Annotated in this window: 16 protein-coding genes; 9 read left to right on the top strand and 7 right to left on the bottom strand. The window is 67.8% G+C overall.

Annotation, left to right across the window (positions count from 1 at the left end; translation table 11 throughout):
• Nucleotides 1–177: 177 nt before the first annotated feature.
• Nucleotides 178–717 (top strand): GNAT family N-acetyltransferase, encoded by a 540-nt coding sequence (locus B6K69_RS15025; protein ID WP_108644368.1) that lies wholly within the window; start codon nucleotides 178–180, stop codon nucleotides 715–717.
• 22 nt (nucleotides 718–739) lie between these two features.
• On the opposite strand, the gene B6K69_RS18560 is transcribed toward B6K69_RS15025, so the two are convergent.
• The 4 genes from B6K69_RS18560 to metG all read right to left on the bottom strand — a co-directional run bounded on the left by B6K69_RS18560 (nucleotide 740) and on the right by metG (nucleotide 3,736).
• Complete coding sequence (locus tag B6K69_RS18560; RefSeq protein WP_257791666.1) at nucleotides 740–862, bottom strand: hypothetical protein; 123 nt, start codon at nucleotides 860–862, stop codon at nucleotides 740–742.
• 48 nt (nucleotides 863–910) lie between these two features.
• Nucleotides 911–1,069, bottom strand: a complete 159-nt coding sequence (locus tag B6K69_RS18245; protein WP_164681970.1) for a hypothetical protein — start codon at nucleotides 1,067–1,069, stop codon at nucleotides 911–913.
• Between the two features lie 311 nt (nucleotides 1,070–1,380).
• A complete protein-coding gene (locus B6K69_RS15030) occupies nucleotides 1,381–1,803 on the bottom strand; it encodes a hypothetical protein (RefSeq protein ID WP_108644369.1) in 423 nt (140 codons plus the stop codon).
• Nucleotides 1,804–2,017: 214 nt separating this feature from the next.
• Nucleotides 2,018–3,736 carry a methionine--tRNA ligase gene (gene metG, locus B6K69_RS15035; RefSeq protein ID WP_108644370.1) on the bottom strand — a complete coding sequence of 573 codons (1,719 nt, stop codon included), beginning with the start codon at nucleotides 3,734–3,736 and terminating at the stop codon, nucleotides 2,018–2,020.
• A gap of 191 nt (nucleotides 3,737–3,927) precedes the next feature.
• On the opposite strand from metG, the gene B6K69_RS15040 reads away from it, so the two are divergent.
• The 4 genes from B6K69_RS15040 to B6K69_RS15050 all read left to right on the top strand — a co-directional run bounded on the left by B6K69_RS15040 (nucleotide 3,928) and on the right by B6K69_RS15050 (nucleotide 7,476).
• The gene (locus tag B6K69_RS15040) at nucleotides 3,928–4,968 is read left to right on the top strand and encodes an aldo/keto reductase (RefSeq protein ID WP_108644371.1); all 1,041 of its coding nucleotides are present in this window, start codon (nucleotides 3,928–3,930) and stop codon (nucleotides 4,966–4,968) included.
• A gap of 92 nt (nucleotides 4,969–5,060) precedes the next feature.
• Nucleotides 5,061–5,654 carry a hypothetical protein gene (locus B6K69_RS18250; protein ID WP_164681844.1) on the top strand — a complete coding sequence of 198 codons (594 nt, stop codon included), beginning with the start codon at nucleotides 5,061–5,063 and terminating at the stop codon, nucleotides 5,652–5,654.
• 5 nt (nucleotides 5,655–5,659) lie between these two features.
• A complete protein-coding gene (locus B6K69_RS15045) occupies nucleotides 5,660–6,142 on the top strand; it encodes a lipocalin/fatty acid-binding family protein (RefSeq protein WP_228156864.1) in 483 nt (160 codons plus the stop codon).
• 200 nt (nucleotides 6,143–6,342) lie between these two features.
• The gene (locus B6K69_RS15050) at nucleotides 6,343–7,476 is read left to right on the top strand and encodes a fatty acid desaturase (RefSeq protein ID WP_206340522.1); all 1,134 of its coding nucleotides are present in this window, start codon (nucleotides 6,343–6,345) and stop codon (nucleotides 7,474–7,476) included.
• 69 nt (nucleotides 7,477–7,545) lie between these two features.
• Here B6K69_RS15050 and B6K69_RS15055 read toward each other — a convergent pair whose 3' ends face one another.
• A complete protein-coding gene (locus B6K69_RS15055) occupies nucleotides 7,546–8,139 on the bottom strand; it encodes an NUDIX hydrolase (RefSeq protein ID WP_108644373.1) in 594 nt (197 codons plus the stop codon).
• Nucleotides 8,129–8,551: a DUF983 domain-containing protein gene (locus B6K69_RS15060; protein ID WP_108644374.1), complete on the bottom strand. Its 423-nt coding sequence runs from the start codon at nucleotides 8,549–8,551 to the stop codon at nucleotides 8,129–8,131. Before B6K69_RS15060 ends, B6K69_RS15055 begins: the two co-directional genes overlap by 11 nt.
• Nucleotides 8,552–8,751: 200 nt before the next feature.
• On the opposite strand from B6K69_RS15060, the gene B6K69_RS15065 reads away from it, so the two are divergent.
• From B6K69_RS15065 to B6K69_RS15080, 4 genes are read left to right on the top strand one after another with little or no spacing between them, the layout of a single operon-like run.
• Nucleotides 8,752–9,315 (top strand): EF-hand domain-containing protein, encoded by a 564-nt coding sequence (locus B6K69_RS15065; protein ID WP_164681971.1) that lies wholly within the window; start codon nucleotides 8,752–8,754, stop codon nucleotides 9,313–9,315.
• Between the two features lie 51 nt (nucleotides 9,316–9,366).
• A complete protein-coding gene (locus B6K69_RS15070; RefSeq protein WP_418260558.1) occupies nucleotides 9,367–9,963 on the top strand; it encodes an RNA polymerase sigma factor in 597 nt (198 codons plus the stop codon).
• A 3-nt stretch (nucleotides 9,964–9,966) separates the two neighbouring features.
• A complete protein-coding gene (locus B6K69_RS15075; protein ID WP_108644377.1) occupies nucleotides 9,967–10,332 on the top strand; it encodes a dihydroorotate dehydrogenase in 366 nt (121 codons plus the stop codon).
• A gap of 3 nt (nucleotides 10,333–10,335) precedes the next feature.
• Entirely contained in the window at nucleotides 10,336–10,953 is a 618-nt protein-coding gene (locus B6K69_RS15080; RefSeq protein ID WP_108644378.1) for a periplasmic heavy metal sensor, read from the top strand.
• 6 nt (nucleotides 10,954–10,959) lie between these two features.
• Here B6K69_RS15080 and B6K69_RS15085 read toward each other — a convergent pair whose 3' ends face one another.
• A complete protein-coding gene (locus tag B6K69_RS15085; RefSeq protein WP_108644379.1) occupies nucleotides 10,960–12,369 on the bottom strand; it encodes a diguanylate cyclase in 1,410 nt (469 codons plus the stop codon).
• Between the last annotated feature and the right edge of the window lie 16 nt (nucleotides 12,370–12,385).

Consider the following 12,385-nt stretch of genomic DNA (forward strand, 5'->3'; position numbering starts at 1 on the left):
GGTTTCTAGGACGCGGTTTGTTCTTCGCCATGTAACATCAGGATCTTCAGGTCTATAGCGCGGTTTCAGAACACAAGCTGCGGCGCCGGACACCGCAGGGCGTGTGCGATGCCGCGCGGAGTCGTGGTGCGCGTTCGTGGGGCATGGAACGGCAGGCGCGCCAGAGGAGACATTTTCATGCAGCCGATCGAGACCGAGCGCCTGATCCTGCGGAATTTTCGCGAAGACGATGCCGAGGGGCTGTTCGCCTATCTGCGCGCGCCGGTTTCCGGCTGCTTTCTGGATCTGAAACTTGCGGATCTGGCGGCGGCCCGTGCGGATGCGCGGGCGCGCAGCGGCGATGACCAGCAGATTGCGGTTGCGCTGAAGGGCACGGATCAGCTTGTCGGCGATTTTTTCGCGCATCGCGAGGCGGAGGAGCTGGACACCGTTTCGGTTGGCTGGAACTTCAACCCGGCCTTTGCGGGCCGGGGCTATGCCTTCGAAGCGGCGCGGGCGCTGTTCGACCAGCTTTTCGGCCTTGCCGGCGCGCGGCGTCTTTATGCCTATGTCGAGGATCACAACACCCGTTCGCGGCGCCTGTGCGAAAGGCTGGGGATGCGGCAGGAGGGGACGTTCGTCGAATACATCACCTTCCGCAATGACGCGGCGGGCAACCCGATTTACGAAAACACGATGCAATATGCCATTCTGCGCCGCGAATGGGCGGCCAGATGACCGCCCCCCGGCCCGGGCCGGATCATTCGTAGACACGTTCCGCCCCGATACGCTTCTCGAGAGAGACGGTGTTGGTGTTGCCGGAAATGTATTCCAGACTGCTCCAGTCATCGGCCAAGGCGGCCAGCGGGGGAATTGGGGCCATCACCCGACCGGGTGAGGGAAGGGCCCGGTCGGGGTGAAGCGTGCGGGATCAGTCCCGGCTGGCGGCGACGTTGGCCGGAGTGGTCACAAACGCACCGCGCGGGGCCAGAAGAAGGGCCATGGTGGCGGCGTAGACGATCAGGAACAGGACAAGGGCAAGGCCGGTGCCACGGGTGGACGCAGGTTTGTGCGTGAGGGTGTCGGTCATGTCGGTTTCTCCCTTGGGGCAGCGCTTCGGGTGAGTGGGCCGATGCAGGGAGAATAGCACCGGATCGGGGCAAGAACCTCCTGACTTTTGCGGGCTGGGCGGAAAACTGTTCCGATACCCTGCCGCTGTCGGCGGGATTCTGCCCTGCGATCCGGGATTTCTGCGGCCGCGAAGGGACGTTTTTCGCAGATTCGTCTTTTGCGTGATTCCCGTGGCCGGGCGCGCGGCGGCGGGCGGTGCCGCCGCAAAAGCGAAGGGGCCGGGCCGATGTGACGGCCCAGCCCCCCGAAGATCAGCCGGCAGCGGCTGGATCAGTAGCAGACGTACCAGTATTCGCAGTAGCCATACCAGTCGCACCAGTATTCCCAGTAGCAGGCGCCACGGGTCTTGGTTTCGGCCTCGTCCCGCAGGGCTTCGGCCTTGGCGATGACAAGCTGATCATCGCCGGCCAGGGCGACGGCTTCGTCCAGCACCTTGCCAAGATCCATCGGCTGGCCGCCGGCTTCGATGGTGGTGCCCTGGGCCACGGCCACCATCATCTGCACGCCGGCGATCATGGCCAGGGCGTCCTTCTTGGAGCGGCCGTAGTTGATCATCGCATTGGCGGTTTGCAGCGTGGATTGCGCTTCGGCCTGGGCGGCGGGATTCGCAGCGGGCTTGGCGGCCTCTTGCGCCAGCACGGGCGAGGCCAGAACGGCGGCCGACAGGGTAAGGGCAGTCAGAAAACGCTTCATGTCATTCTCCCTAAGGTAAACTCTGCAGGAACCCGTGGTGGATTGGCGGAAACTGCCAAGGGTTGGGTGCCGGAAAAATCTGCCTGACTTGGCGGATTCCGGCAAATGAATTTGGTTGTCATCAATTCCGGGGTCAGGTTTTCCCGATGCCGGAAGGACAAAGGGGAAACGCGGTGCGTTTCCCCTGTGCATTTTCGCGGGCAGGCGGCGGCCCTTAGCTGCGAACGCCCGAAAAGCGGGTCTGCCAGTCGGCGCGTTCGTCGTCGGTGATCTTGCGGAACAGGTTTTCCGGCACGCTGAACGGCTGGCCGGGGGCCAGGGTCCGCATGGCGGCGGGCAGGTCATCGGGCCAGGTCCAGTCTGTGCTGCCCATGGCCTGCATCATGGTTTCGGCCGCATCGGGGATGAAGGGGCGCGACAGGATCGCGTAGACGCGGATCAGGTTCAGCGCCAGCCGGATGATGGCCTGGGCGCGGTCGGGGTCGGTCTTGACGGCGGTCCAGGGGGCGGCGGATTGCAGGTATTCGTTGCCCGCGACCCAGATCGCCCGCAACTCGGCGGCGGCCTTGCGGACCTCGATCGCGTTCATGCAGGCTTCATAGTCGCGGATGCGGGCGCCCAGATCGGCGATCAGCGCATGTTCCTGCGGGCCGTAGTCGCCGCCTGCGGGCACGGTATCGCCAAACTTGCTTTGGGCGAACTTGGTGACGCGGCTGACGAAATTGCCCAGCACATCGGCCAGATCCTTGTTCACGCTGGCCTGGAAGTTTTCCCAGGTGAATTCGCTGTCGCTGGATTCGGGGGCGTGGCTCAGCAGCCACCAGCGCCAGTAATCGGCGGGCAGGATCGACAGCGCCTGATCCATGAACACGCCGCGGCCCTGGCTGGTGGAGAACTGGCCGCCGTCATAGTTCAGATAGTTGAAGGACTTGAGGTAATCGACCATCTTCCACGGCTCTTCCGAGCCAAGGATGGTGGCGGGGAAGGACAGGGTGTGGAAGGGCACGTTGTCCTTGCCCATGAACTGATAATAGGTCACGTCCGCCGCGCCTTTGTCGGTGCGCCACCAGCGTTCCCAATCGGCATCGTGCCTGCCGTTGGCATCGGCCCATTCGGCGGTGCAGGCGATGTATTCGATGGGGGCATCGAACCAGACGTAGAACACCTTGCCTTCCATGCCGGGCCATGGCTGGTCACCCCGGCGCACCGGGATGCCCCAGTGCAGGTCGCGGGTGATGCCGCGGTCTTGCAGCCCGTCGCCATCGTTCAGCCATTTCTTGGCGATCGAGGTGGTCAGGACCGGCCAGTCGGTCTTGGAGTCGATCCAGGCTTCCAGCTTGTCTTTCAACGCGCGCTGCTTGAGGTACAGGTGCTTGGTCTCGCGCACCTCAAGGTTGGTGCTGCCGGAAATCGAGGAGCGCGGGTTGATCAGGTCGGTCGGGTCAAGCTGCTTGGTGCAGTTTTCGCACTGGTCGCCGCGCGCCGCTTCATAGCCGCAGTTCGGGCAGGTGCCGGTGATGTAGCGGTCCGGCAGGAAGCGGTTGTCGTCGATGGAAAACACCTGCTTTTCGCTGACTTCGGCGATATGGCCGTTGTCGGCCAGCCGGCCGGCGAAATGCTGCGTCAGGCGGTGGTTGCGCTGGCTGGACGAGCGACCGAAATGATCGAACGACAGGCGGAAGCCGCGGGCCAGATCGGCCTGAACCTTGTGCATCTCGGCGCAGTATTCCTGCACCGGCTTGCCGGCCTTGGCGGCGGCCAGTTCGGCGGGGGTGCCGTGTTCGTCGGTGGCGCAGAGGAACATCACCTCATGGCCGCGGCCACGCATGTAGCGGGCGAACAGGTCGGCGGGCAACTGGCTGCCGACAAGATTGCCGAGGTGCTTGATCCCGTTGATATAGGGGATGGCGGAGGTGATGAGGATGCGTGCCATCTGGGGTGCCTTGTGTCGCGGATGCCGGGTTGTTTAGCGCGCGCGCAGGCCAAGGGCCAGAGGCAGGGCAGGGCGGGTGCCCCCGCGACGGGCATTTCCCGGCAAGTTTACCGCACAATGCGGGGCCCGGTGACGGCGGCGGATGGACAGCGCCGCTTTGGGCACTAGCCTTGCGGGAAAGGGAGTGCGCGATGAAGATGATTCCGCTGGGCCAGTCGGGCCTGACCGTTTCGGAGCTGTGCCTGGGCACCATGACCTGGGGCAGCCAGAACACCGAGGCCGAGGGCCATGCCCAGGCCGATCTGGCGCTGGAGCGGGGGGTGACCTTCTGGGACACCGCCGAGATGTATCCGGTGAACCCGGTCCGGGCCGAGACGGTGGGCCGCACCGAAGAGATCATCGGCACCTGGCTGGCCGCGCGGGGCGGGCGGTCGCGGCTGGTGATCGCGACCAAGGTCACCGGCAAGGGGCAGGTGGTGCGGCCGGGCGAGCCGATCACCGGACGCAGCCTGCGCCGCGCGCTGGAAGGGTCTCTAACGCGGCTGAAGACGGATTACGTTGACCTTTACCAACTGCACTGGCCGAACCGGGGCAGCTATCATTTCCGCCAGGCGTGGAATTACGCGCCGCAGGGCGTGGACCGCGCGGGCGAGACGGCGCAGATGGTGGACGTGCTGACCACGGCGCAGACTCTGGTGGCCGAGGGCAAGATCCGGGCCATCGGCCTGTCGAACGAAAGCGTCTGGGGCGCGGCGCGCTGGCTGCATCTGGCCGAGACGCTGGGCCTGCCGCGCATGGTCAGCGTGCAGAACGAATACAGCCTGCTGTGCCGGCAGTTCGATACCGACTGGGCCGAGCTGAGCCTGATCGAGGACATGCCGCTACTGGCCTTTTCGCCGCTGGCGACGGGCTTGCTGAGCGGGAAATACGCCGGCGACGTGACGCCCGAGGGCACGCGGCGGGCGCTGAACCCCGATCTGAGCGGGCGGATCACGCCGCGGGTCTTCCCGGCGGTGGCGGCCTATCTGGGGATTGCGGCGCGGCACGGGCTGGACCCTTGCCAGATGGCGATTGCCTTCTGCCGGTCGCGGCCCTTTACCACCATCCCGATCATCGGGGCCACGACGCTGGGGCAGCTTGAAACCAACATCGGCGCGGCGGGGCTGGTGCTGTCGCCCGAGGTGCTGGCCGAGATCGCGGCGGCGCATCGCGAAAACCCGCGGCCCTACTGAAGCGCCCTACCAAGGCGCCCCACCAAGGTGCTTGCGGCGCGGGCCGCTTTCGGGGCACATCTGGGAAAAAGAGCAGGAACGGCAGGAAGCCGATGACAGGACGTTTTCCCAAGGCAGCCCTTGCCTTGCTGCTGGCGCTGATGCTGGGGGCCTGCGTGCCCTGGCTGGGGTCAGGCAAGCGGGCAACCCCCGAACCCGCGGTCGCCGCGAACCCGGTGACCGGCGGGGAAATCGAGGTTTCGGCGCTGGACGCGCCCGCTGCTGCGGCTGCGGCTGCGGCAGGGGCGGTGGCCCCGGTGCCTGCGGCCCCGCCTGCGGCGGTGAAACCGGCGGCGGCGCCCGCAAGCCCGCCTGCCGCCCCCGCCCCGGCCCCTGCGGAGACCGCCAAGCCGGCGGAGGCAGCACCGCCTGCGCCCGAAGCGGCCCCTGTGGTGCCCGAGGCGGAAAAGACCGCCGCGCAGATCGCCTGCGAAAAGAAGAAGGGGATCTGGGCCAAGGCCGGCGCCGGGAATGTGCGCGCCTGCGTGACTTATACCGGCGAAGGGGCGAAGTCCTGCACTTCGGGCACGCAATGCAAGGGCGATTGCCTGGCCCGGTCGGGCACCTGCGCGCCGTTCCAGCCGCTGTTTGGCTGCAATGACATTCTGGATGACTCTGGCCGGAGGATGACGCTCTGTCTCGATTGACCCTGGTGACGGTACTGGCGCTGGCCGCCTGTGTTTCTTCGGCGCCGCAGCGCGGGACGGCGTTTCGTCCGGCCTCGGCCGGCATCTGGTCGGCGGCGGCCTTCGTGCCGGCCCGGATCGAGGGAAGCTGGCGGCAGGTGGCGGCCTATGCGGCGGGCGACCTACCCGGCTGCGCCCCCGGCGGGGCCGAGATCACGCGCGGCGCGGGCGGGTTGCAGATTTCCGCCCGGCTGTGCCTGAACGGGCGCGAGGTGCGCGCCAGCGGGCCGCTGGGGCAGGCGGGGCCGGGGCGGCTGGCGGTGCCGGGCATGGCCGACTGGTGGGTGATCTGGGTGGATAGCGGCTATCGCACGCTGGCGGTGGCCACGCCCGACGGCAGCTTCGGCTTCGTGCTGGACCGGGGCGCCATTCCGCCCGACCGGCTGACCGCCGCCGCCGAGATCTTCGAATTCAACGGCTATGCCAAGGCCGGACTGCGGCCGTTCTGACGCCGGTCCGGCCGCGGGCCGGGCTTGCTTCACAAGGTCGCAGCCGGGGATTCTGGGCCATGTCGTGCTTGTGGAACGGGATCGGCTTGTGTTGTCCTGAAACCGACAAGTTCGCGGTTCTGGAAGCATATCTTTCGGGGCGGTGATGCGCGTAAGAGGTGTTGTCGCGAAACGCGAGACGGACACGGAGGCGTCACGAAATGCGCAACGAAACTGTTGAGGTCGAATGGCCGACCCTGCTGCTGCTGGCGGGCACCTATGTGGCCTGGGGCCTTGCGACATCGGTTCTGTGGGCTGCCCTGCCGCCTTTGGGGCTGCTGCTGGCCGCGGTGGCCATCGCGCAGCACTCCTCGCTTCAGCATGAGGCGCTGCACGGCCACCCGACGAAGAATGCCACGTTGAACCATCTGCTGGTGTTCCCGGCCATCGGGCTGTTCTACCCCTATCTGCGGTTCCGGGACACGCATCTTCAGCACCATTACGACCCGGCGCTGACCGACCCCTATGACGACCCGGAGTCGAACTTCCTTGACCCCGAGGTGTGGAACAAGCTGACCCCGCGCTATCAGGCGCTGCTGCGGTTCAACAACACGCTGGCGGGGCGGATGCTGGTGGGCCCGGCGATCGGGCTGGTGTCGTTCATTCGCGGCGACATCGCGCAGATCAAGGCGGGGAACGAACGGATCGCGCTGTCCTGGGCGCTGCACGGCATTGGCGTGATGCTGGCGCTGTGGTGGATTCTGGGTGTCGGCTCGATGCCGGTCTGGGCCTGGGTGCTGTCGGCCTATCTGGGGGCGTCGCTCTTGAAGATCCGCACCTATCTGGAACACCGCGCGCATGAGAAGTTCCGCGCCCGGACGGTGGTGATCGAGGACAAGGGGCCGCTGGCCTATCTGTTCCTGAACAACAACTATCACGTTGTTCACCACATGCACCCCAATGTGCCGTGGTACAAGCTGCCCGAGATGTATGCCGCCAAGCGCGAGCATTACCAGCGCCGCAACGACGGCTATGTCTTCAAGAGCTATTCCGAGGTGTTCTCGAAATACTTCCTCAAGGCCAAGGACCCGGTGCCGCATCCTGTCTGGCCGGTGAACAAGTCGGACGCCGAGCCGGATGACCTGCCCGAGGAAACCGTGGTGGTGTCGGTTGGCCCGGCTGCGCCGGAAGCGGCGGCCCCCGTTGCAGACATTGCCGCAGAAGCCACGCCGAAGGCCGACGCGCCCGAGGCCGTGGTGCTGGAGGGCGAAGTTCTGGATGCGGTGGTGGTCGAGGCGCTGGAAGAGGCAGAGCCGCCCGCCAAGGGCCGCAAGGGGCGCAAGAGCCCGAACTGAGGCTTGGCCCACCGCGCGAACGATCCGGCACCCGCCCCGCAGAAGGGCGGGTGCTGTCGTTTCCGACGGTCAGATCAGGCGGCGGAAGGTGGGGACGGTGCCGGAATTGTCGAAGAACGGCACGCCGGGCTGATCGCCGCCGTTCATCAGGTTCGTCACCTCGGCCAGAACGACTTCGGTGATGAAGGGCAGGTCAAGCGACCGCGCCTCGGCCAGGCCGATCCAGTGCAGATGCGACAGCTCATCCGAGGCGGCCGAGAAATCGTCCGGGTCGCCGGCCAGCCCGGCGGCATCGGCCAGGAAGAAGCAGGCGTCGAAGCGGCGGCTGCGGCCGGGGGGCGTGATCGCGCGGAACACGAAGCGCAGGGCGGCGGCGCCGGGGCGGAAGGTCAGGCCGGTTTCCTCGGCCAGTTCGCGGCAGGCGGCCCCGACCAGCGCCGGGGCTGGCACCGGGGCGCTGGCAAGCCGCGCCGCGCAGGCGGCGGCCAGCGGCAGCGGGCCGGTCCAGCCATCGTCGGCATCGACCGCGCCGCCGGGAAAGACGTATTTCGACGGCATGAAGGCGGCTCCGGCGCCCCGCTGGCCCATCAGCACCTGCGGGCCGGTTGCCGTGGGGCGGGTCAGGATCACGGTGGCGGCGGGGCGAATCGCCTCAGCCGTCATTCTGGCCGAATCCGTGCATCCGCTTGGCCCATTGCAGCCCCACCATCGCGCCCTTGATGCGCGGCAGCAGGAACAGCGACAGCGCCACGCAGCCGATCGAGAAGATGGTGGCCGAAATCAGCGGATCGGGCCGGTAGCGGGTGAAGACGAACAGCATCAGCGGGGCCATCAGATGGCCGACGATCAGGATCGTCAGATAGGCCGGGCCATCATCGGCGCGCTGGTGGTGCAGGTCTTCGCCGCAGACGGCGCAGGTGTCGCGCACCTTGAGATAGCCGTTCATCATGGGGCCTGCACCGCAGTTCGGGCAGCGGCAGCGCCAGCCCCGGTGCATCGCGGGCCAGAGCGGGCGTTCCCCGTCTTCAAGCGTGGCGGCCGCGCGCGTTTCGTTCAGTTGGGCAATGTTGAGCATGGTCTGCTCCGCAAGGGAAAGGGCACTGTAGAACGGTATACCGTTGGATGCAGAATAGATACGGGGCAAATGCGCGCACAGGGCGCGTTGTGACGCTGTGGCGGCATGACGCAGGTTTCTGCGACGGAATCCGCTTTGGCAAGCGTTTGTTGGTGATGAAGGGACGCAGCCGCCTGCTGTGCCTGCCCATGAAACGAAGGATGACCACGATGATCACCCGCACCCTGACCCTTGCCCTGGCCACCACGGCGCTGCTGGCCATGACCGCCGCCGCCCAGGAAACCCCCGCGCCGGACGCCAAGCCTGCGGCGGCCCCTGACGCCAAGGCGCCGGTCATGTTCGAGAACTTCGATGCGATGGACACCGACAAGGACGGCAAGGTGACCCAGGCCGAGATCGACGCCTGGCGCGCGGCCCGCTTTGCCGAGGCCGATGCCGACAAGGACGGCTTCCTGAGCAAGGAAGAACTGGTGGCGATGCGGCTGAAGGAAATCGAGGCGCGCATGATGAAGGGCGCCGAGCGGATGGTCGGCAAGCTGGATGCCGACAAGGACGGCAAGCTGTCGCCCGCCGAACTGCCGGCGAGCCGGATGGACGGCCGGGTGTTCGATCTGGCCGATGCCGACAATGACGGGTCGGTGACCAAGGAAGAACTGGCCGACGCCATGAAATGGCTGGACGACAAGAAGGGCCACAAGGGCAAGAAGGGCGGCAAGGGTCCTGGCGGCCATGGCGAGGATGTCTGGGGCTGGGGCTGGAACTGAGCGCAACCTTTGCGCAGGCCCCCCGGCCTGCGCTAAGACCCTGGCATGAGCATGGCCCGCGACATTCCCGCAGAGACGACGATGACGGACGAGGCGCTGCTGGCGCTTTATGCCGCCGGCGACCCTGTGGCGGCGCGGACCCTGACGCTGCGGCTGGCGCCCCGTGTGCTGGGCTTTGCGGCCCGGCTGCTGGGCGGCGACCGGGCCGAGGCCGAGGATGTGACGCAAGAGGCGCTGCTGCGCCTGTGGCGGGCCGCCCCCGGCTGGCGCGCGGGCGAGGCCAAGGTCTCGACCTGGCTTTACCGGGTGGTGTCGAACCTGGCGACCGACCGGCTGCGGGCACGCAGCCGCCACCGGCAGGGCGCGCTGGACGATGCGCCCGAGGTGGCCGACGACGCGCCCGGCGCCGTGGCGCAGATGATCGAGGCCGACCGGCAAGGCGCACTGGCGCGCGCTCTGGCGGCCTTGCCCGACCGGCAGCGCGAAGCGGTGGTGCTGCGCCATCTGGAAGGGTTGTCCAACCCCGAGATCGGCGCGGTGCTGGGGGTGGGGATCGAGGCGGTCGAAAGCCTTGTTGCCCGGGGAAAACGCGCGTTGGCGCAGGCCCTTGCCGGCCAGCGCGAGGCGCTGGGATATGAAGGAGACTGAGCGATGAACGATCGTGATCTTGACCGTCTCCTGGCCGAGGCCCGGACGACGCCGGCAGTTACCCCGTCTGACGATTTCCTGTCGCGGGTGCTGGCCGATGCGCTGGCCGAACAGCCGCGCGCCGCTGTGGCCGCGCCTGTGGCTGCCCCGGTGGCGGTGCCGCAGCGGCGGGCGGGGCCCTGGGCGGCGCTGGCGGCCGGCTTCGGCGGGGCGGGGCTGCTGGCGGGCCTTGGCTGCGCGGCGATGATCGGGCTGGCGGTGGGCTACAACAACCCCTCGGCCCTGACCTGGCTGACCGATGATTATCTTTCCACGGCTTCGGGCATCGAACTGGTTCCCGCCGCCGACATCTTCATGACCGAGGGTTGATCCATGACCGAACCCGTTGCCCCGCCTGCCGAAACGCCGCCGCCTACGCCTACGCCCGCGCCCGTCCGCACGGCCGGCTGGGTGAAGCTGCTGCTGGGCGTTTCGCTGGCGCTGAACCTTGCGGTGGCGGGCCTGGCCGCCGGGGCCTTCCTGCGCGACGGCGGGCCGCCGCAACGCCGCGACCGCGACCTGGGCTTCGGCCCGCTGGGCGAGGCGCTGAGCCATCAGGACCGCAAGGCGCTGCGGGCCGAATTCTTGCGCAGCGCACCGGAACTGGTGCGGGGGCGGGCGGAAATGCAGGCCGATTTCGCAGCACTGGTCACGGTGCTGCGGGCGCCGGTGCTGGACCCGGCGGCGCTGGACAGCGCGCTGGCCACCATCGCCAACCGCAATGCCGAAATGCTGGCCAAGGGGCGCGAGGTGATTGCCGGCCATCTGAAGGCGATGTCGCCCGAAGCGCGGGCCGAGTTTGCCGACCGGCTGGAAAAGGCACTGAAACGCGCGTCGCGGCAGGACCGCGACATGGAAAAAGGCAAGGACAAGCCCGGCAAGGAGAAGGCCAGGGACAAGGACCGCAAGGCGGAACCCCCGGCGCCCGCGCCCGACAACACGGGCAACTGAACGCCGTCAGGCCGCGTTGCGGCTGAAGGTCACCACATTGCGGCCGGCGGATTTCGACGACAGCAGCGCCTGATCGGCCCGATCGACCAGGGTCGAGACATCTTCGGTCTGTTCGGACCGCCGGGCGCCCAGGGCCACGCCGATCGAGACGGTGACATGCAGCCCGTCGCCCGAGGGCAGCGTGACCGGCGCCTCGCACACCATCTGGCGCAGGCGTTCGGCGACGCGCTCAGCCTCGGGCAGGGTGGTTTGCGGCAGGGCGACCAGAAATTCCTCGCCGCCGATGCGGGCCAACATGTCGGTGAGGCGCAGGTTTTCGGACAGGCGGCGGGCCACTTCGACAAGGACGGCATCGCCGGCGGCATGACCGAAGCGGTCATTCACCGATTTGAAGCGGTCGAGATCCACCACCATGACCGCGAAATCAGAGCCTTCCGAGGCGGCCTGCGCGGCGATGCCGGCCAGCCGGGGCAGGGCGTAGCGGCGGTTGTAGATGCCGGTCAGCGGGTCGATGATCGACAGGCGCAGCCCGTCTTCCACCGTGGCACGAATGCGGTCGGCCTGCCGCTTGCGGGCGATCAGCGTGCGCAGGCGGGGGGCAAGCTCATGGTCGCACAGGCGGGCGGACAGCACGTCATCGGCGCCCATGTCGAAGGCCATGACGGTGGTTTCGTCATCTTCGCCGGGGGTGATGATGCAGGTGGCGCTGTGGCGGGTGCCGGCGTGGCTGCCCAGTTCCGACATCAGCCGCAGGCCGCCGCCGGGGGCGTCGAGATCGGCCTCGACCACAAAGACATCGGGGGTGGTGGAATCGCGGGCGGGCGGCAGGGCCAGCGCCTGTTCGCGCGACATCACCACCAGTCCGTCGCGCATCTGGCGGCGCAACTGGTGTTTCCAGGCCAGCGCCAGTTCGACCCGGCTGGTGACAAGGGCCACGGTGCCGGCGGGCGTGAACGGGGCGGGGTCAAACGGGGCGGCACCTTCGGCCATGCCCAGGATCGAGGGCGCTTCATGCCCCCAGGCGCGGGTGACGAAGCGCGCCTCTTCGCGCAGGCGCAGCAGATTGCGCATCCGGGCCAGCAGCGCGGCATCGTTCAGGGGGCGGCTCATCACGTCATCGGCGCCGGCGGCCAGGGCAAGGCCGCGGTCGGCGGCGCCGGGGCTGGCCGACAGCGCGATGACCGGGATCGCGCGGGTCAGCGGGTTGGCCTTCAGCCGGCGCAGCACCTCGGGGCCAGGCAGGTCGCGCAGCGACAGGTCCAGCAGCACAAGATCGGGCGCGGCGTCCTGGGCAAGGCGCAGCCCGGTGGCACCGTCGGCGGCCAGCAACGGTTCGTAGAACGCGTCGCTGAGCTTGACCTTGTAGACGATGCGGTTTGTCGCCGTATCATCCACGATGAGGATTCGCCCGTGCATGGTTTCTCTCAGCCCA

Origin of the sequence: Pseudogemmobacter blasticus, from assembly GCF_003071405.1 — a bacterium.
Classification (GTDB): Bacteria; Pseudomonadota; Alphaproteobacteria; order Rhodobacterales; family Rhodobacteraceae; genus Pseudogemmobacter; species Pseudogemmobacter blasticus.